This window comes from Rhodoferax sp. OV413 (assembly GCF_900104385.1).
Lineage (GTDB): Bacteria > Pseudomonadota > Gammaproteobacteria > Burkholderiales > Burkholderiaceae_C > Rhodoferax_B.
The window spans coordinates 414,889-435,210 of the sequence record NZ_FNJA01000001.1; the positions used below are offsets into that span (position 1 = coordinate 414,889).

Below are 20,322 nucleotides of genomic sequence, written 5' to 3' on the forward strand. Positions count from 1 at the left end.
ATGCTCCTTGGTAAAAAAGCCGGGTGTGTAGCGCGTATGCAGCTTTCAACTCATACGTCGTCTGACAACATGATCAACTATCACCGATTTTGATCCAAATTTATTTAAGGGTTTCTACTTAAAAACCTTCATTTTTAGTAACAAACCCCATCAAACCCCATAAGTTGTACGATGACATAAGAAATAAAAAAGCCACGCACACCGCTACTGGGCGTGCGTGGCTGATAACGGTAGCGAGCGCGGCGCTTAACGGTCGAGCGCCGGGCGCTTGGGGTCGAACTTCCAGCCCGGCACCAGGTATTGCATGGCCATGGCGTCGTCGCGCGATCCCAGGCCGTGCTGCTTGTACAACTGGTGGGCTTTTTCCACCTCGGCCATGTCCAGCTCTACGCCCAGACCCGGCTTCTTGGGCACCTGCACCAGGCCGCCGACGATTTGCAGCGGGTCCTTGGTCAGGCGCTGGCCGTCCTGCCAGATCCAGTGCGTGTCGATGGCGGTGACCCGGCCCGGCGCGGCCGCGCCGACATGGGTGAACATGGCCAGGGACACGTCGAAATGGTTGTTCGAATGTGAACCCCAGGTCAGCCCCCAGTCGCGGCAGGTCTGCGCCACGCGCACCGAGCCGGCCATGGTCCAGAAATGCGGGTCGGCCAGCGGAATGTCCACCGACTGCAGCGACAGCGCGTGGCTCAGCTGGCGCCAGTCGGTGGCGATCATGTTGGTCGCGGTGGGCAGGCCGGTGGCGCGGCGGAACTCGGCCATCACCTCGCGGCCCGAAAAGCCGTCTTCGGCACCGCAGGGGTCTTCGGCATAGGCAACCACGCCGCGCATATCGCGCATCAGGCGGATCGCATCCTTCAGCAGCCAGCCGCCGTTAGGGTCCAGCGTGACGCGGGCTTGGGGGAAGCGCTCGTGCAAGGCGACGATGGCCTCGATCTCCTCGTCAGCCCGCAGCGCGCCGCCCTTGAGCTTGAAGTCGTTGAAGCCGTAACGCTCGTAGGCTGCCTCGGCCAAGCGCACGATGGCCTCGGGCGTCATCGCCTTTTCATGGCGCAGGCGCGACCAGGCGTTGTCGGCACCGGGCTCGCTGGCATAGGGCAGATCGGTCTTGACCTTGTCGCCCACATAGAACAGGTAGCCCAGCATCTCCACCGCATCGCGCTGCTGGCCTTCGCCCAGCAAGGCTGCCACCGGCACCTCCAGGTGCTGGCCCAACAGGTCCAGCAAGGCCGATTCGATGGCCGTGACCGCATGGATGGTGGTGCGCAGGTCAAAGGTCTGCAGGCCGCGGCCGCCGCTGTCTCGGTCGGCAAACTGCTTTTGCACCTGCTGCAGCACGCGCTGGTGCGAGCCAATCGGCTGGCCGACGACCAGGGGGCGCGCATCTTCCAGGGTCTGGCGGATTTTCTCGCCGCCGGGCACTTCGCCCACGCCGGTGCGGCCGGCGTTGTCGGTCAGTATCAGCAGATTGCGGGTAAAGAACGGGCCGTGGGCGCCGCTGAGGTTCAGCAGCATGCTGTCGCGCCCGGCGACAGGGATTACGCGCAACTCGGTAATGACGGGGGTGGAATAAGTGGACATAAGTAATCTCTGCTGCTTCTAATGGGAGTAGTTTGGAAATCCTGAATGCCGATGTTAACGATAACAAACCTACAAAGCAAGGCTTGCTGCGTACGCATTCTCAGGACAAGAGAGACTTACAGGGAGATACAGCCCAAAAAGCAGATGGGCTCGCGCGTCGCTTACAATACTGCTTGACGGGCCTTCCCGCATGGTGAAGCGGCCAACCGGGTCAGGTGGGGAACCAAGCAGCCCTAACTGTGGAGCCAGTGCCGGGGTAAGGTTCGTCAACTTATTTTCAAGATAGTCAGCGATGGTGCGGAGCTAAGGCCGCACGTCACCTCCCTACCCTGACTGTCCGTACCTTAGCTTCGTTAATGCCCACCAAGAGCGCAAATCTGTAAGATTTACAGGCGCTGTACGGTGTACCAGCTGCACCCATTTGGCTAATGGGCAATCAAGCACTCCACTACCTCAAAGATCAGTTTCCTGGCCCCTGGACACGCCTGTTCAGTCGAAACTGCGAAGCTTTCAAGGTCAATATCAAAGTCGTAAAACTCCACATCAATGACGTGGATAACCTTTTAAACCCCAGCAATCAGCGCGCTTTTCGCTTCTTGGGCACAGAAAGCTAAAAATTCTTAGTTGTCACGAAGTAAGAAATTAACTCCCCAAAACTGACTTGGGGGCGTCAATATTTCTACCTCAAAATATAGAAGAGCTATTAGAAACAGCTCTATCTATACTTTTACCGACTTGCGCGGCGACGAGTCAACCAGCCCAACACCGCCAATGCAGCCCCCATCAAAGGCAATGTACCTGGCTCAGGGACATCGGTAAATGGAGTGGACGTAATAAGAATCTTAAAGTCGGCGATCGTGCTTTGATTCTCTGCCGTTTCAAAACCCCGGCAACCAATAGCAGCCCCCGCCGATAAACAAGCCGCATTCGACAAAGTCCCAAAGCCATCCGCAAAGAAACTCACGAAGTAGGGTTCAGGATCAATACCACCGATAGCTCCATCGGAATCATAGAAAAGCGGAAAGTTGAGTGCGTTATTACTGATAACGAAAATGTCTGCGCAACCATTCGTATTGACGCCACCAGAGCCCACCAGCGCACCATCGGCGCAAACCCCACCCGTACCACCATTCGGTGTTTCGAGGAACTTGACGCCAAAAACAATATTGCCAGCCTCAACGCCTCCCACGCTCGGAGTCAAGGACTGCAGCGTTATCGAAGCCAGAATATCCACAGAGGAAAGAGAGTTGGATGGAGTAGCCGCCGGGATCGGAAAATTGTCGTGGGTGATCTGAACAGTGGAAGTCAAGACCCCCGTAGGCACGACGATCGGCACTACCGAATTGGAGATGATCAGTCCACTTTGGGGTGACGCATTACCCCAATGCAGCTGTGTATTGCCCGCGCTCAGAACAGGAAAAGGGAAGGTATTGGAGCCAGGCAGAACCGACCCTGGCACAAATGTAGCCGTATCGGTGACGCTCCATTGGGTGACTACCGGCGACGCTTGCGCGAAACCTGCGCACAACGCGAGAGCCACTAGCGTTTTGCTGGCGAATTTTAGAGTTTTCATTTTGTCTCCGATCACGTCCTACGCGTTGAAATAAACCACTGTTTATCTACATAGACGTCGCAGTAGTCGCCCGACAAAAATGAAGCATATCCTGTGCCAAAATACAACCAAAGAAAATTCACCAATAAAATCATAGTTTTACAAAATTATTCTGCAAAACATAAATAATCAAAAATTTCAAATGGAAAGAAATTCGACACGTTCCTCAAAAATGTAATTTTTGTAAAAATTCCTTAAATCGTTATTTAAAATAACAAAACCCAAGCCACCAAAAATTTATATACAGGGCTCATTTTCCACACCTGTATTTTTTGTTATTGAAAACGTATTTATTCTTATTTTTATTCACCCTCATCTTTAGAGCATTAATTAAACCAAATAGATAGTTGAAACGTGCAAAAACAACCAGTTTTTGAACATATAGGCTTGCGCAGCACTTGAAGTGCCAGTAACTGGAGTACGTCTGTGAGGCGCATCCATTGCATGCGGCCGGGTCCAAGCTGTGCGCGAAGATGGCTACGCACACGCCATGGCCAGGGCGGGAGGCAAGGACGTCAGTTGTTGACGCGCCGTTCGCGGAGAAGGTGTCCGCCAGTCCGTCAATGCTCCATCGCCGTGGCGATGGCTGTGCTTTGCACCGCTATCGGCGGTAACCACAGCTCGATCACCCCTGGCGTGGGTATAAGGCGTCTGGGCAGGTCGCGCAGCCACACGGCGTCTTTAGCCTCAACCCCCAGCTGCGAACCCCAGGCCGAACGCACCCAGGGAATCAGCGCCTTGGCGCAATCCTGGTAATGCGCTTGCTGCTCCGGGTCGGCCGCGTCGTGCAGCACAAATGTGGGCTTGGCCCAGGGGATGGGCCGGCGCTGCTGGCGCACATCGGCGCTGCGCACCACGTTTTCCACCGGCGCTACCTGGACCGCCGGGCCGGCCACGCCCTGCAACAGCGCACGCAACCTGGCGGCCACCGACTGCGAGGCTTCGTCGTAGACCTGGATATAGAGCGTGGTTTTCCGGCTGGCGCGGGCGCAAGCTGCCACCACGGCAGGGTCTTGCGCCACGGGTACTGGCGCGGTCAGCGGCGGTACGGGCGTACCGGTGGGCGGCGGTGTGCCGGCTGCAACAGGGGGCGGATACATATTGAAGGGGTCGACGCCGGCCGTCGCCAGCGGACGCGGCCCCAGCAGCGCCTGCAAGCTGTCCATGTTCCAGCCGCTGCGCAAGGCCTGCAACACCTTGTCTCCGCTCCTGGCCTGGCCTTCCGGCTTCTCGCTCGGCTGCCAGTAGTCCATGGCGGTGTTCTGCACTTTCTTCAGGATGCCGGTGCATAGATCGGTTTGCATGCGCTTGTAACTGGCCTGGCACAGCTCGGACGGGGTGATGCCCGACGCCGGCACTGCACATTCTTCTTCCATCAGCACCGCAAGTCGGCCGACGGCCGCTGCATCCTGTTTGCGCAGATTGGGCGAACCGCGCCGATCCAGCAAATCCTGGATCTGCGCCAGCGCGTGTACCGACGGATTCGGGCAGGCCCGGGTCTGCTGCAGTTTGCCGACGCTGTCCGACACCTTTTCCAGCAGCCGGCTGGTTTCGGTCTGGTCGTCGCGGTTTTGCCGCACCAACTGGTCCTGTACCTGCCACAGCGACAGCACCAGCGTGCCGGACGCGCCCACACCCAGCGTGGTGCCGATGGCCGTGGCCCGCGCGCCGCGCCGCCACAGGGGCTCAGTCTTGACAGCTTCGGCGGGTTTGGCGCCGCCCAGCCGGGCCGCCACTGCCAGGCTGTGGTGGGCCGGCCGGCTCCAGCCGGGCAACAGGGTCAGCCAGGTGTCGGTCAGCGCGCGGCCGAAGTCCTCGCCCAGACGGTGGTAGCTCTCCCACTGGGCTTCGTCAAACGACTGGTCGGAGGTGGACTCGTGCGGGAACGTGCTGTGCTTTTGCGCGTAGGCCAGCACATCCACATCCAGCGCGTCGTGCAGATTCGGCTTGACCACCAGCAGCGTGCCTTCAGGTCGCACCAGCGTGCCATCCAGGCCCGGCCGCTCGCGGTAGCGTATGCGCGCCAGCAGCACGCCGCGGCAGGAATGGTTGTTGGCCATGTCCTCGGGCGACAGCACCGTGACCTCGCGGTTCTCCTGCACCAGGGTGCGCACCGCCTCGGCATGGCTGTAGAACTCGATCTCGGCGCCGAAGTCGATGCGCGCCTTGCGCACCAGGTTCTCCAGGTCGCCGAACTCGTAGTCCACGTCGCAGCTGGCGTCGGACAGGATGATGAAGTCCAGCTCGCGCTTCAGCAGCGCATACACGCCGGTGTTCTCAAAATGCCCGCCATCGGACAAATACCACCAGGGCCGGTCCTCGCCGTAAAACTCGGCAAACACCTCGCTGGCCAGCATCACCGGCTTGGGGCACCAGTGCCAGCCCATATGGCTGCCCAAACGCAGCTTGGGCGATGGACGCGGCGCCTGCATCCAGTGGCCCAGGCGCACGCCCAGCAGATACAACAGCAGAGCCAGCCCGGTCGAGGTGTAAGAGCCCGCACCCGGCGAGGCCGCCGCGCCCGACACCGCCACCCAGCGCCCCAGCGTGCCCACGTCCTGCTCGTCGCGCAGCGGGATGAAGGCGCGTGGCCCGACCTCGAAGCCGCGGCAGGTGGCCGTCATCGCCGTGCCCTTGCGGTCGGCGTTGTACAGGCCGCTGCGGTCATCTACCGTCTGGTTCAGGCAGGCGTTGACCAGGTGGATAGGACCGCCCTGCTGCTCGGGGCTGTAATGCTGCAGGCCCAGATCATCGCCCTCCACTACCGTGGTCACGTCTGGGCGCGGCACGCCGTGCTGGTTCAGCTGGCGGGCCGGGTTGCCCACGGCCATGTAGGCGCGGGTCAGCCGGGCCCGGTAGAAGCTGTGCAGCGACGAGGCATTGGCCATCTGCGCATTGCCGGCCGTCAAGCCCACCCACAGCAGCACCAAAATCAGTAGCAGCAGCGCGCGCAAGGTCGGCGGCACATCCACAAACGGGTCGAAGGTGTTCTGCGCAAACACGAACCACTGCACCAGCACCACCCAGCCAAACACCAGCAGCGCGCAGCCCAGCAGGCTCACCAGGTTGACCACCCGCGGCAGCCAGTCGCGCCCCTGCTTATTGGTTTCTGCCGCCATCTGCTGCAACGGCTGGACCAGGTTGCGCAGCACCAACAAGCCCACGCCACCGGCCCCCACGCTGCCCAGCAGCCAGGATTTGTCCGGCTGCAGCACCACGGTCAGCAGGAAGTTCCAGCTCAGCCAGTCGATCACGCCCAGGGCGATCAGGCCCAGCACCACCTTCAGGTACAGACGCAAGGCTGTTGTCAGCACATGGCGGATGCGCGCCACCAGCAGCGACTGCGACTGGCGCGAACCCCATTGCCAGAACATCACCACCGCCTGCCCGACGGCCAGCGATGCCAGGCCTACCGCGCAGGCCGATAACCAGCTTGGCCCCTCGCGCACCGAGGTATGCAGCCCCACGCTCCAGGCCACTGATCCCACCCCCACGGCCACGCCGCCGGCCACCAGCAGAAACAACACCTCGCGCAACCGCGGGCCCGGGTGCATGGTGCCGCCGTGCAGTGGCGGTTCGCGCGCCGCCCAGTAGCCGGCGATCAGCCCCGGCACGCCCAGCAGGGCCACCAGCAGCGCCAGCACCCACCAGGGCGTGCCCCAGGGCTCCCAGGCGCCCCACCACTGCCAGCGGTGGTGCAGCAAATGCGGTAACACCACCAGCAGCCCGCCGAGCACGCAGGCAAACATGAACTCCATATGGATCGCCATCCAGGCGCGCAGATAGGTGGCGATGGCGATGCCGGTATCGCGCGATCCGGCCGGGTTCAGGTAACGGCCGTTGCGGCGCAGCCAGTTCAACACCGGCGAGCCGCTGTCGGCCATCAGCTGCTGCGCCACCCGCATGCCGTAGGTGGCCACCAGCCGGCCCCACATCGCCCCGATGTAGCCGCCGCCAGAGACGGTGGACAAATAATCCAGCCGGCCCAGCAGGCCGTCGCGCGACAGGCTGGGTGGCGCCGTCGGGTCGGCCGTGCGGTTGTGCGACAGGCCGCGCATCAGCCCCAGCGCGAAGGTGGCGCTGCGCACCCCGCCGCCCGACAAGGCCAGGCCGACCCGAGGCAAGCCATGCTCGCCCGGCGGCTTGGTCTCGTCCGCGCCCGGCGTGCCCAGCAGCAGCTGCCGGCGCGCCACAATGGCGGCCTGTTCCAGCGCCGTCAAGGCTTCCAGGCTGTCTGCGGGGGCGGGTGTGGGCATGGTGGTCTCCAGCGGTCGCACAGGCTCACCATTCTGAACCTGCACCCGCGCCAGCGCATCCCCTGAATGCGCTACGGTCGCAGCCGATAATCGCTATACATTAGATAGCTACCCGCGCAGTTGCAATCAGCGCCAACTGCTTAAATTTCATATAAATCCATGTTCTCAAGACTCCAAGCCCGCTGGCGTGCGCTGGCCGGCAATACCCGCGGCGTGCTGTTTGTGATGCTGGCCATGCTCTGCTGGTCGGTGCTAGATGCGTGTAACAAACAGTTGATGGCCACCGGCATCACGCCCAAGCAGGTGCTGTTTCTGCAGGCCACCGTGGTGCTGCTGATGGTGGCGCCCATCGTCGCCTGGACCCGCGGCCGGGTTATCAAAACCCGCAATCCGCGCATGCACCTGCTGCGTGCCGGCTTCATCGTCACCTCGGCCGCCTGTGCAGCCTGGGCGGTGTCGCACCTGCCGCTGGCCGAGGCCAGTGCCTACCTGATGACCGGCTCGCTGTTCATGCTGCCGCTGGGCGTCTGGCTGCTGGGCGAGCAGCCGCACTGGCTGCGCTGGCTGGGTGTTGCGGTAGGCTTTGGCGGCGTGCTGACCATCGTGCAGCCCGGCTCGGCCGCCTTCCAGCCGGCGGCGCTGGTGGCTTTGTTCGGCGCGCTGATGGAGGCCATGCTGGGTGTGGTGCTGAAGAAATATTCGAACCACGAACACCCGATGGCGGTGTTGACATGGAGCCAGACCGCCTGCTGGCTGTGCTTTGGCGTGCTCAGCGGCTTCGCCCTGCCCAGCGTGCCCATGGACTTGTGGCCGCTGCTGCCGGTAATCGGCTTGTCGGCATCCGGCATCTACCTGGCCTACTTTTACGCCTACCGTTCAGGCGACGCCTCGGCAGTCGAGGCCGGCAGTTTTTCGCTGCTGCTGTTCAGCCCCACCCTGGGTTATGTGTTCTTTGCCGAAACCCCGGCCGCCGCCTTCTGGGCCGGGGCCGGCCTGCTGGTCTGTGGGATTGCGCTGGTGATCATCGAGCCCTCGGGCCACGCAAAGTAGCCTATTTGCTACCATTTATATAGCTGCCCGCGCAATATTTATAAGCGCTAGAGGCCTAAAAAGCATCTATTCCAACCCGAGAGACTCGGTAATTTTTGCTTACCATAATCGCTGCAAACTACGGAGAGATGCCTACCCCATAGCAGGGGTATATGAGGGAAAATATCCCCAATATTAGGGATGTTTCTATGGATTCGTTGCTTAACCGGCTCTCACAGTCTATGTCCTCGGCCAAGACCCTGGAGGACCTCACACGCCCACTGCTGGAAATGCTGGAATCGGTCACCGGCATGGAGTCGACCTACCTGACCACGATTGACCTCGACAAAGGCCTGCAGCACGTGCTGTTCGCCCGCAATTCCCAGCAGTTGGTGATTCCCGAAGGCATCAGCGTGCCCTGGAACGATACCTTGTGCAAGCGCGCGATGGACGAAAAACGCTTCTTTACCGATGACGTAGCCGGCTGCTGGGGCGATTCGGAAGCCGCGCGGGCACTGGGCATACAAACCTATGTGAGCGTGCCGGTGACCATGGACGGCGGTGGCCTGTACGGCACCTTGTGCGCCGCCAGCTCCAGCCGGCAGCCCATGGCACCCAATGCCGAGCATGTGCTGCAGCTGTTCGCCCGCCTGATCGCCCAGCACATCGACCGCGAACGCCTGCTCGACCAGCTGGGCAAGGCGAATATCGAGCTGGCCAACTTTGCCCTGACCGACGCCCTGACCGGCCTGCCGAACCGGCGCTCCCTGGTTGCCGAACTCGGCCGCACCATGGCCCGCGCGCAGCGCGACGGCACCGGGGTGCTGGTGAGTTTCATCGATTTCGACGGCTTCAAGGAAATCAACGACACCCATGGCCACGATGTGGGTGACCAGTTTCTGGTGGCCATGGCCCACACCATCTCCAACGCCTTGCGTGCCGGCGATGTGCTCGCGCGCTTCGGCGGCGACGAGTTCGTCTACGTAGGCCGTGGCCCCCAACTGAGCGACCGCACCAATACCACCACCCTGCGCCAACTGCAGGAACGCATGACGCAGCAATGCACCACCCGTCTACTACTGGGCAATGTGGCCATCGACTGCAGCGGCGCCAGCGTCGGCGTAGTGCTGGTCGACCCGCATACCACCAGCGCCGAAAAAGCCTTAACCCAGGCCGATGCCGCCATGTACGAAGTCAAGCGCGCACGCCGCATCGAGCGCGATTCGCAGCTGCAGGTCTTGTAGCCCCCTGCCCGCTGCGACGCGCCGCCACAGCAGGTCGGCCTACATCACACCATCACACCACCGCGACGGTGAAGGTGTAGCTGCTGGTTGCGCTGCCGTCGGGCGACACCACATCGATCTTGATGCTGCTGCCTGCGGCTACCGCCACCGTGGTGCTGGCCCCCTGCGCCAGCGCCGTGCCATTCACCTTCATCGAGCTGATCTTGTTCGACATGGCAGTTGGCTTGAGCACGATGCTGGTCGTACCGGTGGGCACGTTGATGGTGTAGCCGGTGGTCCAGGGGTCGAATTTGTTCGGCAGCTTGTTGGCCACGCCGTTGGCGGCGGCCGCCCAGTACACATCGACCCCCACCAGCGTGCCGCCGCTGACCTCGATATTGCTGAGCACCGAATACTTCTTGTAGCCGTCGGCCGCGTTGTAGTCGATGGCGGCTGCGCAGGGGTAGGCGCTGGTGGGCTTGGTCAGGTAGTCGACCGCGGCCGCGTACTTGCCTATCGGGCCGATGGCCATCCAGTTCTTGTCGCGCCACATGTCGCCGACGATGCTCATGCGGTCGCCCGTCTTGGTGCCGCCGCGGATCGAGGGTTTGGCCACGCCATTGCCCTCGTCGATCAACTGCTGGAAGCACTTGACGAAGTTGTTCACGCACTCCATGCCCACCGAGGCTTCCTGGTGCGCATTGGTGACCTCGACGATCTCGCCGCTCGTGCTGCTCTTCTGGTAGTTGACCACCAGCTGCTGCACCAGCGACAGGAACAGATCTACCTTGACACTCTGGTACTGGGTGGTGTCGGCGGTGTAGGCGCGGTTGCAGCCCCACATGTCCGAACCGAACACCCAGCCGGTCTGGTTGACGATGCAGGTCACCGTGCCATTGGTATGGCCGGGCTGCACATAGGCCGTGGCCTGCACATTGCCGAGGTTCAGCACCTGGCCGTCGGTAATGGCCACCGCCGCCGTACCGGCCGACTGGAAGTCGCTGCGACTGGAAGCCATGAAGGCGGCCTTCTCGATGGCCGACGCATACAGGGTCACGCCGGCCGAGGTGAAGTTGTAGATCTGCTCGGCGTGGTCCGGGTGGTTGTGGCCGACGATCACGTCGTAAGGTTTGGTGGCCAGGGTGTCGATGAAGGTCTTGAGATTGGCCTTCTGGTAGCCGTATTCGCCGGCGTCAAACACCAGGCCGCGCGTCGAGCCTTCGATATAGAAGACGAAGGCCTGGAAATACTCGGCCGGGTTGTTGATCTTCCACACCGTGGGCGAAGTGCTGGTGCCGGCATGCATCAGCTTGGCCTGGAAAGTGCCAACCTGCGGGCGCACAATGTTCCAGACGAATTCACGCACCGCACTGACCGCCAGGCCATTCTTCTTGGCCACGGTCTTCAGCCGGTACAGGCGCGAATCGGTGGTCGAACTCAAAGGGTTGACGAACTGCAGCACGCCATCGACCGTAAAGTCGTACATCGCGCCGGCGGTGGTCGGATCGGCCGGCTCGCTGCCGTCAAAGGTAACGGTGTAGTAAATGGTGGCCCCGGCGGTCGGGGTGGAGATACGCACATAGCGCCGCGGTGCAGTGGTGCCGGGCTTGCACATCACCTGCGGCGGCGCGACCAGGCCGGCGCTGATATTGGCCAGGATCGCCTTGGCCTCGTTCAAAGTGATGGTGCCAGCGGGCGCAAACAGGCTGGCGCTGCTGCCCTGCATGAGGCCTGCCGCCACGATGGCGTTGACGCTGGCGCGTTTGCTGGCGCTGATGCTGCTGGCATCGCTGAAGCCTGCCAGGGCATTGCCCGCCGCGGCCGGAATCTTGAATGCCTTCACATAGATGTCGGCCACGTCCTCGCGGCTCACCAGCTTGTCGGGATAAAAGCGCCCGCCGACGTTGCTGATGATGGCCTCTTCGAGGGCGGTTTCGATCTGCTTGGCGTACCGGGTGGCGCCGAATATCACGTCGACAAAGGTGGGCTGCACGGCCTTGTACGGGTCTACGTACTCAGAAGAATGCACCCAGTCGAAGTAATCGGAGATCGTGGCCACGAAGGCGGCGCGCGTCAGCACCTCGGTGCCGGCGTCGGCCGCGGAATCCCCCCCGCCGCAGCCCGACAGCGCCACCGTGGAAGCCATCAGGCCGGGCAACCCCAGCAGCTGCGCAAACCTGCGGCGCGAGATCTTGCCGGTGAGCAAACTGTCGGTGGCTACGGGCTGTAGCTGGAGTGGGAATGCGGGTTCCATTTGGCGTGTATTTGTCATGTCGTCCTCTGGGTGGTGGTAAAAATTCTTGTGCTATCGCTTACTTAAAACAAACTAGTCCGTACATTTTTGGCAATGTTGTTTCCTCGATGTGGTTACGGTGACTGGGGTGGAAACGGAAACAGGTGCCGCAGCCTGTGCTGGGCTGCGGCACGCCCGGCCAGACTGGCCAGGGTTGAAAGAAGACCAGACCGATCAGCCCGGCGCAGGCTGCTGCAGCTCCACCAGCGCGCGCAAGGCGGCCAGGTAGGAGATCGGCCCCAGGCCTTGCACCGTGCCTTTGACGGCCGGGGAAATGATGGAATGCGCGCGCCAGGTTTCACGCGCGGCGATGTTCGACATATGCACTTCAATCGTCGGGAACGGCATGGCCTTGATCGCGTCGTGCAGCGGCACGCCGTGCTGGGTCAAACCCGCAGGGTTGACCAGGGCGCCCTGCGCGGTGTCGATGTTCTTGTGCAGGAAGTCGATCAAATCGCCTTCGTGGTTGGACTGCAGTATCTCCAGGGTCACGCCCAGCCCCTGCGCCAGGGTTTCCAGGCGGGTATTGATCTGCGCCAGCGTGGTGGTGCCGTAGATATGCGGCTCGCGGCGCCCGAACAGGTTCAGGTTGGGGCCGTGTAGAACGAGGATTTTCATGGTGTGTGTCTTGCGCCCAGAGGCTTATTTGAGGATGCGGGCCAACTCGTCGTTGTAGAGCTTGACCATGGCCGGGTCGTAGCTGGCGGCCAGCTTCTCCACCACGGGCTTCACCTGCTGCCGCATGCGCGCCATTTCAGGTGCGGCAATCTCGTTGAACTGGATGCCCTTGGCCTGCAGCTCGCCTATCGACTTCTGGGCTGCGGCGCGGCTCACCTGGCGCTGGTAGGCGCGCGACTCGTCGGCCGCCTCGTGCATCATCTTTTGCTCGGCCGGGCTCAGCTGGTCCCAGAACTTCTTGCTGACCAGCACGATGTTGGCCGCGTACACATGGTTGGTGGCGCTCAGGTACTTCTGCACCTCGTAGAACTTGTTCGACAGGATCACCGCGTACGGGTTCTCCTGGCCGTCCACCGCCTTGGACTCCAGCGCGCCGTACAGCTCGGCAAACGGCATGGGCACGGGGTTGGCCTTGAAGGTGCGGAAGGTCTCCAGGAACACCGGATTCGGGATCACCCGAATCTTCAAACCGTCGAGGTCTTCGGCCTTGGTGATCGGGCGCCGGCTATTGGTCACGTTGCGAAAGCCCAGGTCCCAGTAGCCCAGTGCGACCAGCCCTTTCTCGGGCAGCTTGGCCAGCAAGGTCTGGCCCAGCGGGCCATCGAGCAAGCGGTCCGCCTGGGCGAAAGTGCTGACGGCAAACGGAAAATCCACCAGGCCGAATTCCTTGACGATGCCGGCCAGCGAGGTGGTGGCCGGTGCCGACATCTGCTGGATGCCGCCCTGCAATGCGGACTGCTGCTGCAGCTCGTTGCCCAGCTGCGAGGCCGGGTATTCCTGCACCTTCAGCTTGCCGCCGCTCTTGGCGGCCAGCAGCTCGGCAAAGCGCTTCACTCCAAAGCTCACCGGGTGGTCGGCATTGTTCAGATGGCCGAAGCGGATGATGCGCTCCGGTGCGTCCTGGGCCAGGGCCGCGGCCCCCAGGGCCATAGCCAGGCCGGCCACGGCCAGCGAACGAATCAGTGTTTTCAAGTTTGTCTCCAATCGGGTGGGGAGTGCTCTTTATGCCGTGTGGCGTGTCTGGCACCTTGGTTTCGGCGCCATCATAGCAATTTGTGGAAATGTTTTCCACTTTTTTAAAAACCCAGCCAGCACAGCGAAAGCTCGCCCATTTCTGTTGCACACTCGGCGCAAACACAGCGGCCCACCGCGCCGAAAAAACGACCACAGCACACCAGGTAGATGACATGAGCGGAATCCTCGAACGCAGCTTCAAAGTCCTGGAGCATCTGGCAGACCATCCCGAAGGCACGGCCTTGTCGGCCATGGCGCAAGAACTGGCCATGCCCTTGAGCGCCACCCACCGCCTGCTCACCGAGCTGATCCGCTGCGGCTATGTGCGCCAGGAGCAAAGCCACAGCGTCTATGTGCTGAACATCAAACTGGTATCGCTGGGCCTGCGCTTCCTCAGCAACAGCGGCATCGTCGACGTGGCCCAGCCGCTACTCGACCGGCTGGCCGCCGAGTCCGGCGAACTGGTGCGCCTGGCCGTGGTCGATGGCGACGAACTGACCTTCGTGGCCAAGGCCCAGGGCGCGACCAAGGGCCTGCGCTACGACCCGGACATGGGGCTGTCGGTCAACCTGTCGTGCAGCGCGGCAGGTCACGCCTGGCTGTCCACCATGGACGACAAGCAGGCGCTGCAACGGGTCAACCAGCAGGGCTTTGGCAAGCCCGAAGACTTCGGGCCGAACGCGCCGAAGAACGCCAAGGCCTTGCTGCCCTTTCTGCACAACGCGCGGGCCCGCGGCTTCAGCATGATCAACGAGGTTTTCGCCCCCGCCATGACGGCCATGGCCGCACCCTTGCGGGGCAATAACAATGTGGTGCTGGGCGTCATCACCATCGCCGGGCCGCTGGTGCGCCTGACCGAGAAACGCATGGAGGCGCTAGGCCCCAATCTGCTGGCCACTGCCGACGAGGTGGCCCACGCCAGCGCTGCCTCGGCGCTGTTCAAGCGCAGAGCTTGATGCTATCTTTTAAATAGCTGCCCGCGCACATCCCACCTGCGCTACAGCCCTAAAAATCTTAAAACGCCCTGCCCCGCGCGCTGGCCACTGGCCATGCTGGCGGTCAGCAGGTAGCCGCCGGTCGGGGCTTCCCAGTCCAGCATCTCGCCAGCAGCAAACACACCGGGCAAGGGTTCAAGCATCAGGTCGGCATTCAAGGCTTCGAAGGCCACGCCGCCAGCGCTGCTGATGGCTTCGTCGATAGGTCGGGTGGCAACCAGGCGGATAGGCAGCGACTTGATCGCCGCCGCCAAAGCCGCGGGGTTCTGGAAGCTGGCCTTGTCCAGCAGCTCGTGCAGGATGCCGGCCTTGATACCCTCCAGGCCGAGACGGCTCTTCAGGTGGCTGGACAGCGAACGAGTGCCGCGCGGGTGCGTGACCTCGGCCAGCACGCGCTCAGCCGACAAGGCCGGCAGCAGATCCAGGTACACCGTGGCGCTGCCGTTCAAGGCGATCTCGTCGCGCACCAAGGCCGACGCCGCATAGACCAGGCTGCCTTCGATGCCGCTGGCGGTGGCGACGAACTCGCCCTGGCGGCGGAAGGTATCGCCGGCCGCATTGGTGAACGACAAGGCCACGGTCTTGAACGGCTGGCCGGCAAAGCGGCTGCTGAAATGCTCGGTCCAGCCCGCCACGTCAAAGCCGCAATTCGCCGGCAGCAGCGGCACCACCGGCACCCCCGCGGCCTGCAGCAAAGGCACCCAGGCACCGTCCGAGCCCAGCCGGGCCCAGCTGCCACCGCCCAGCGCCAGCACCACCGCATCGGCCGTGGCCTGCACCGGGCCTTTGGGCGTGTCGAAACGCCAGGTATTCGCCTCCAGCCCGACCCAGCGGTGCCGCATATGGAACTGCACGCCGGCCACGCGCAGCCGGTGCAGCCAGGCGCGCAACAGCGGCGCCGACTTCATATCGGTGGGAAACACCCGGCCCGAGCTGCCGACGAAAGTATCCACGCCCAGTTCCTTGGCCCAATCGCGCAGTTGGGCCGCACCCAGATCCTGCAGCCAGGGGCCGACTTGCTCTTGCCGCGCGCCGAAGCGGGTGGTAAACAGCTCGGCGGGCTCCGAATGGGTGAGGTTGAGCCCGCCCTTGCCGGCCAGTAAAAACTTGCGGCCTACCGAGGGCATGGCGTCGAACAGCTGCACCGCCACGCCGGCCTGGGCCAGCACCTCGGCCGCCATCAAGCCTGCAGGGCCACCGCCGATCACCAGTGCGGTCTTGCCCGTGGGCTTTACTTCTTTTTGCATTGCATCTTTCATGATTGATGCCCCGATTTCACCACGCGCGCGACAGCCTTCCGCAAATGCCCGGTTTGCCGGCCTCGCTCGTTACACTGGACTACCGGCCCCGGCCCTCCGCCCATCCTCCATGATGACCCAGACTCCTCAGACTCCTGGTAGCGCCAGCCCTGCGGTGCTGGTCGTCGACGACGAACCCGAGCTGCGCGCGCTGCTGGCCGAGTACCTGGGCCGCCACGGCTTCCAGGTGCGCACCGCGCCCGATGCCACCGCAGCCCGCACCCTGGTGGCCGAGCAGGTGCCGGCGCTGGCGCTGCTCGACATCCACATGCCTGGCGAAAACGGCTTGTCGCTGGCGCGCTGGCTGCGCGACAACCATCCGCGCATGGGCCTGGTGATGCTGACCACCGCAGTCGATGCAGTAGACCGCATCGTCGGGCTGGAGTTGGGCGCCGACGACTACGTGCCCAAACCCTTCGACATGCGCGAGCTGCTGGCCCGGATACGCGCCGTGCTGCGCCGCGCTGAGGTGACGGCCGCCGCCATCGCCGCAGCCAGCGCGCCCGCCCCGGCGCCGCTGGACAGCAGCCCTGTCACACGGCGCGTAGCCTTTGGCGACTGCCTGCTGGACCTGGACCAGCGTCGCCTGTTGAACGCCGCGGGTGCCGACATCGAAGTCAGCGCCGCCGAGTTCGACCTGCTGGCGCTGTTTGCCCGCCACCCGCACCGCCCGCTGGACCGCAACCAGATCATGGAACAGGCGCACAACCGCGGCTGGGATGTGTTCGACCGCTCTATCGACCTGCGCATCATGCGTTTGCGCCGCAAGATCGAGCGCAACCCCGACAAGCCCGAGCTGATCAAGACCGTGCGCAACGTCGGCTACGTCTTCGTGCCCGCGGCCTGAGCGCCATGCCTGGCAACCGCAGCCCACACCCACTCGACCCGCAGCTCAGCAGTCTGCTGCTGGACAACATCACCGCCCAGCTGGGCGTGCTGGACCGCAACCACCGCTACGTCTACGCGAACCGCGCGCTGCTGGACTTTCTGGGCCGCAGCGCCGACCAGGTGCTGGGCCGCTCCATCGCGGAAGTACTGGGCCCGGCCGCGCATGCCACCTACCTGCCGCTGGCCGAGCGCCTGTTCCAGGGCGAATCGCGGCGCAGCGAAGGCTGGGTGGAACTGCCCGGCCGGGGCCGGCGCTACCTGGTGGAGACCCTGCTGCCGTATTCCCCCGATGGCGGGCCCGTGCAGCTGGTGGCCAGCTTTGGCCAGGACCACAGCGCGCTTAAGCAACACGAGCAGGAGCTGTCCGACAAGCTGGCCCAGTTGCACGCGGCGGAAGCGCTGAAGTCGGCCATCGTCGACCATGCGCTGGCGGCACTCATATCCACCGACGCGCTGGGGCAGATCGTCGAATTCAACCCCGCGGCCGAGGCGATGTTCGGCCACAGCCGGGCCCAGGTGCTGGGCCGGCCGGTCAGCGAAGTGATGATTCCCCAGCGCTTTCGCGCCGCCCACCAGGCCGGCATGCAGCGCATGCAGACCGGCCAGCCCGCGCGGGTGCTGGGCAAGCGGCTGGAGATGCATGCGGTGCGTGCCGACGGCAGCGAGTTCCCGATGGAGATGGTGCTCTGGCGCACCGATGCAGAGGGCAGCAGCTTCTACACCGCGTCGATTGCCGACCTGTCCGAGCGGCACAACGCCGCCGCCCAGATCGAGCGCCAGCGCGAGGCCTTGCGGCAGAGCGAAAAGCTGTCCGCCATGGGCAGCCTGCTGGCCGGGGTGGCGCATGAGCTGAACAACCCGCTGGCCATCGTTATGGGCCGGGCCAGCCTGCTGGAAGAAAAATGCACCGACCTGCCCGCGCTGCAGGCCGACGCCCAGCGCATCCGCGAAGCCGCCGAGCGCTGCGGCCGCATCGTCCGCACCTTTCTGAACATGGCGCGCAGCCGGCCACCGCAGCGCGGGCCGGTGGCCATCAACGACATGGTGCGCGCCGCCACCGACATGTTGAAGTACGGCTACCGCAGCCACGGCATCGAACTGGGGCTGGCGCTGGCCGACGGCCTGCCCGAAGCCAATGTGGACGGCGACCAGATCGGCCAGGTGGTGATGAACCTGCTGGTCAACGCCCAGCAGGCGCTGGCCGGCGCCCAAGGTGCACGCCGGGTGCTGGTGCAAACCGGGCTGGAGCCGCGACGCAGCCACCGCGAACCGCGCGTCTGGCTGCGCGTGGCCGACAACGGCCCCGGCGTGCCGGCGCTGGAGCGGGATCGGGTGTTCGAACCCTTTTTCACCACCAAGGCAGAGGGCATAGGCACGGGCATGGGCCTGGCGGTATCGCGCAGCCTGGCGCGCGACCACGGCGGCGACCTGTCGCTGGAGCCCGCGCCTGCCGAGGGCGGCGCCAGCTTCCGCCTGAGCCTGCCGATCAGCGGTCACGCCGATGCCCCTACAGACACCACGCCAGCGCCGTTACCCGAGCCACCGGCCGCACCCCCGCGGCGCGTGCTGGTGGTCGACGACGAGCCCGAGCTGGCGAAACTGATGCGCTACCTGCTGGAAAACGAGGGTTTTGACGTCGCCACCGCCGAATCCGGCGCCGTGGCCCTGGAGATGCTGGACATGGTGCGCTTCGACGCTATCGTCTCCGACCTGCGCATGCCCGATATGGACGGCGCCGGCCTGTGGCGCGCCGTGTCGGCCCAGCACCCGCGGCTGGCACGGGCCATGCTGTTCGTCACCGGCGACACCTTGTCGCCCGATGCGCGGGCCTTTCTGCAAAACTCGCAATCCGACTGGCTGGACAAGCCGTTTACCCGCGACGACCTGCTGGCCAAGGTGGCCGCGCTGATGGATCAGACTTAGCACACGTCCTCAGGCGACCACTGCCAGCCGCTCCAGCACCGGCGGCGTCTGCGCGCCCTCTTGCATGGTACGGCTGACCACGCCATACATCGCCGCCCAGGCATCGCGGGTCGGCGCAGTGAAGGCCTCGCCCAACCCCTGGCCCAGCGTCTTCAGCAGGGCGGCGCCCACAGTGTCGTAGTGCCGGTCTTGCACGCCATAGCCCGCATGCCGTGCGCCCAGATTGCGCAGCACCGGCAGCAAGGCCTCCGGCCGGTCCAGCAGGCCTACGGCGCCGCCAATCATCTTCATCAGCCGCTCGCCCTGGTGTTCCAGGCTGCCATGGAACAGCGGCCGCAGCTGCGGGTCGGCGGCAAACAGGTTGTCGTAAAACAGCGCGGCGGCCTGCGGGGCGATGGGCTGCACCAGCGCAAAGCTGCTGCGCACGAGGGAGATTTGTTCAGGGGTCATAGGTTTCCTTGGATGAAGGCCCAAGCATCCGGCCCGCGTGTTGCACGCCGGTTTCGGCGTGCGGCTGGATTTGTTTCGTTTGTTGCGGCTGCAATTGCTACATATTTCATAGCCTCTAGCGCTTGTATTACCTGCGCCAGAGGCCAAAAAGGCTTAAATTTTTGGTCCCAACGCCTCCACCCCGAAACGCGTCCGCCGCCACGCAACAAATGAAACCTGCACGCAGTGCGCATGAAACACGGGCTGGCGAACATTGCCCATCCGCCCACCGAGCCACCCAACGGCAAGGAGGCGGTAGTTAAGTCCACCGGCGCAGCCATCGCGGCGCGCCTCAACACCGATTGGAATCACCATGCATCTGAACACCCGTATCCAGTGGCCCCGCCACCACCTCGACCTGACCGCCACCGCACCCAGCACCCCGTCTCTGCTTGGCAACTATTACGCCCGCTGTCATCAGTGGCTGGCCAGCAAACTGGCGCGCAGCGCAGCAGCCCGGGCCCATGAGAATGAAACTACCGCCATGGCTGACCTGTCTCCACATCTGCTCAGCGACATCGGCTGCCCTGCACCGTTGCGCACCGACATGCGGGCGATCCGCAAGCAACTGCGCTCCAACAGCTACGCCACCCTCATCCATTGAGCCCAGGCCCCGCGGCGCAGAAGGAACTTCGCGTGGACATGGAAGTTCGGTTTTCTCATGGATGGGCGGGGCCTACTGAGATCCCCGGCCGGGTAGTGCGCCCGGCAGCGCAGTAACTTTCTTTAGCGTGGCCAAAAGAAAGTCACCAATGAAAAGGCCAGCCGAAGTCGTCGTCCCTGCGCTGCGCTACGGGCACGCTGCGTTGCTCGGTCTGAGCGGGGTCCCGCTCGAACTCGGCCTGCGGCCTCAAACAGTCGCGAGCCCTGATCCGCCCAGCCCTGTGCTACTCGCCGACGCCACACGGCGTGGGTGCGGACAGCCAAACAACCAACAGCCAATACCCAGCGCGGCGTAGCCGGGCTGCAACCCCTCGCGCCCTAGGCGCGATGTGGCGCTGCGCGTCACCGATCCCGCATCCAGGGGTCCCCCTCTGTATGCG

Annotated in this window: 14 protein-coding genes and 1 other RNA gene; 7 read left to right on the plus strand and 8 right to left on the minus strand. The window is 63.6% G+C overall.

Annotated elements, in window-relative coordinates:
- Window positions 1-246: 246 nt before the first annotated feature.
- On the minus strand, window positions 247-1,581 hold the full coding sequence (gudD, locus tag BLT66_RS01960; RefSeq protein ID WP_092755131.1) for a glucarate dehydratase: 1,335 nt from the start codon (window positions 1,579-1,581) through the stop codon (window positions 247-249).
- 175 nt (window positions 1,582-1,756) lie between these two features.
- Between gudD and ffs the strand changes: the two genes are divergently transcribed.
- An RNA gene (gene ffs, locus BLT66_RS01965) (signal recognition particle sRNA small type) lies at window positions 1,757-1,852 on the plus strand.
- A gap of 456 nt (window positions 1,853-2,308) precedes the next feature.
- Here the strand turns inward: ffs and BLT66_RS01970 are convergent.
- Window positions 2,309-3,154, minus strand: a complete 846-nt coding sequence (locus BLT66_RS01970; RefSeq protein ID WP_092755134.1) for a THxN family PEP-CTERM protein — start codon at window positions 3,152-3,154, stop codon at window positions 2,309-2,311.
- A 599-nt stretch (window positions 3,155-3,753) separates the two neighbouring features.
- Complete coding sequence (locus tag BLT66_RS01975; protein WP_092755137.1) at window positions 3,754-7,449, minus strand: patatin-like phospholipase domain-containing protein; 3,696 nt, start codon at window positions 7,447-7,449, stop codon at window positions 3,754-3,756.
- A 159-nt stretch (window positions 7,450-7,608) separates the two neighbouring features.
- Here BLT66_RS01975 and BLT66_RS01980 point away from each other — a divergent pair, with 159 nt between their 5' ends.
- Entirely contained in the window at window positions 7,609-8,499 is an 891-nt protein-coding gene (locus BLT66_RS01980) for a DMT family transporter (protein WP_092755140.1), read from the plus strand.
- A 188-nt stretch (window positions 8,500-8,687) separates the two neighbouring features.
- Window positions 8,688-9,722 carry a sensor domain-containing diguanylate cyclase gene (locus tag BLT66_RS01985; protein ID WP_092755143.1) on the plus strand — a complete coding sequence of 345 codons (1,035 nt, stop codon included), beginning with the start codon at window positions 8,688-8,690 and terminating at the stop codon, window positions 9,720-9,722.
- A 52-nt stretch (window positions 9,723-9,774) separates the two neighbouring features.
- On the opposite strand, the gene BLT66_RS01990 is transcribed toward BLT66_RS01985, so the two are convergent.
- From BLT66_RS01990 to BLT66_RS02000, 3 genes are all read right to left on the minus strand, one after another.
- Entirely contained in the window at window positions 9,775-11,973 is a 2,199-nt protein-coding gene (locus BLT66_RS01990; protein WP_092755146.1) for a cadherin-like beta sandwich domain-containing protein, read from the minus strand.
- Between the two features lie 195 nt (window positions 11,974-12,168).
- Window positions 12,169-12,612, minus strand: coding sequence for a type II 3-dehydroquinate dehydratase (locus BLT66_RS01995; RefSeq protein ID WP_092755149.1), 444 nt, complete (start codon window positions 12,610-12,612; stop codon window positions 12,169-12,171).
- A 24-nt stretch (window positions 12,613-12,636) separates the two neighbouring features.
- A complete protein-coding gene (locus BLT66_RS02000) occupies window positions 12,637-13,644 on the minus strand; it encodes a TRAP transporter substrate-binding protein (protein WP_092755152.1) in 1,008 nt (335 codons plus the stop codon).
- A gap of 215 nt (window positions 13,645-13,859) precedes the next feature.
- Between BLT66_RS02000 and BLT66_RS02005 the strand changes: the two genes are divergently transcribed.
- Window positions 13,860-14,642, plus strand: a complete 783-nt coding sequence (locus BLT66_RS02005; RefSeq protein WP_092755155.1) for an IclR family transcriptional regulator — start codon at window positions 13,860-13,862, stop codon at window positions 14,640-14,642.
- A 41-nt stretch (window positions 14,643-14,683) separates the two neighbouring features.
- Here the strand turns inward: BLT66_RS02005 and BLT66_RS02010 are convergent, their stop codons facing one another.
- A complete protein-coding gene (locus BLT66_RS02010) occupies window positions 14,684-15,928 on the minus strand; it encodes a TIGR03862 family flavoprotein (protein WP_176954946.1) in 1,245 nt (414 codons plus the stop codon).
- A gap of 124 nt (window positions 15,929-16,052) precedes the next feature.
- Between BLT66_RS02010 and BLT66_RS02015 the strand changes: the two genes are divergently transcribed.
- Together BLT66_RS02015 and BLT66_RS02020 are read left to right on the plus strand one after the other, a co-directional pair.
- Window positions 16,053-16,826 carry a response regulator gene (locus BLT66_RS02015; RefSeq protein ID WP_218922545.1) on the plus strand — a complete coding sequence of 258 codons (774 nt, stop codon included), beginning with the start codon at window positions 16,053-16,055 and terminating at the stop codon, window positions 16,824-16,826.
- A gap of 5 nt (window positions 16,827-16,831) precedes the next feature.
- Window positions 16,832-18,790 carry a hybrid sensor histidine kinase/response regulator gene (locus tag BLT66_RS02020; RefSeq protein ID WP_092755164.1) on the plus strand — a complete coding sequence of 653 codons (1,959 nt, stop codon included), beginning with the start codon at window positions 16,832-16,834 and terminating at the stop codon, window positions 18,788-18,790.
- A 9-nt stretch (window positions 18,791-18,799) separates the two neighbouring features.
- Here the strand turns inward: BLT66_RS02020 and BLT66_RS02025 are convergent, their stop codons facing one another.
- Complete coding sequence (locus BLT66_RS02025) at window positions 18,800-19,240, minus strand: globin family protein (RefSeq protein WP_092755167.1); 441 nt, start codon at window positions 19,238-19,240, stop codon at window positions 18,800-18,802.
- A 352-nt stretch (window positions 19,241-19,592) separates the two neighbouring features.
- Between BLT66_RS02025 and BLT66_RS02030 the strand changes: the two genes are divergently transcribed.
- Window positions 19,593-19,883: a hypothetical protein gene (locus BLT66_RS02030; RefSeq protein ID WP_092755170.1), complete on the plus strand. Its 291-nt coding sequence runs from the start codon at window positions 19,593-19,595 to the stop codon at window positions 19,881-19,883.
- Window positions 19,884-20,322 lie beyond the last annotated feature (439 nt).

What these genes read in the sequence shown, in the direction of transcription:
- BLT66_RS01980 (WP_092755140.1), top strand. Translation starts at nt 7,609, where the DNA reads ATGTTCTCAAGACTCCAAGCCCGCTGGCGTGCGCTGGCCGGCAATACC.
- BLT66_RS01995 (WP_092755149.1), bottom strand. Translation starts at nt 12,612, where the DNA reads ATGAAAATCCTCGTTCTACACGGCCCCAACCTGAACCTGTTCGGGCGC.
- BLT66_RS02015 (WP_218922545.1), top strand. Translation starts at nt 16,053, where the DNA reads ATGACCCAGACTCCTCAGACTCCTGGTAGCGCCAGCCCTGCGGTGCTG.
- gudD (WP_092755131.1), bottom strand. Translation starts at nt 1,581, where the DNA reads ATGTCCACTTATTCCACCCCCGTCATTACCGAGTTGCGCGTAATCCCT.
- BLT66_RS01990 (WP_092755146.1), bottom strand. Translation starts at nt 11,973, where the DNA reads ATGACAAATACACGCCAAATGGAACCCGCATTCCCACTCCAGCTACAG.
- BLT66_RS01970 (WP_092755134.1), bottom strand. Translation starts at nt 3,154, where the DNA reads ATGAAAACTCTAAAATTCGCCAGCAAAACGCTAGTGGCTCTCGCGTTG.
- BLT66_RS02030 (WP_092755170.1), top strand. Translation starts at nt 19,593, where the DNA reads ATGCATCTGAACACCCGTATCCAGTGGCCCCGCCACCACCTCGACCTG.
- BLT66_RS02025 (WP_092755167.1), bottom strand. Translation starts at nt 19,240, where the DNA reads ATGACCCCTGAACAAATCTCCCTCGTGCGCAGCAGCTTTGCGCTGGTG.
- BLT66_RS02020 (WP_092755164.1), top strand. Translation starts at nt 16,832, where the DNA reads ATGCCTGGCAACCGCAGCCCACACCCACTCGACCCGCAGCTCAGCAGT.
- BLT66_RS01985 (WP_092755143.1), top strand. Translation starts at nt 8,688, where the DNA reads ATGGATTCGTTGCTTAACCGGCTCTCACAGTCTATGTCCTCGGCCAAG.
- BLT66_RS02010 (WP_176954946.1), bottom strand. Translation starts at nt 15,928, where the DNA reads ATGCAAAAAGAAGTAAAGCCCACGGGCAAGACCGCACTGGTGATCGGC.
- BLT66_RS01975 (WP_092755137.1), bottom strand. Translation starts at nt 7,449, where the DNA reads ATGCCCACACCCGCCCCCGCAGACAGCCTGGAAGCCTTGACGGCGCTG.
- BLT66_RS02005 (WP_092755155.1), top strand. Translation starts at nt 13,860, where the DNA reads ATGAGCGGAATCCTCGAACGCAGCTTCAAAGTCCTGGAGCATCTGGCA.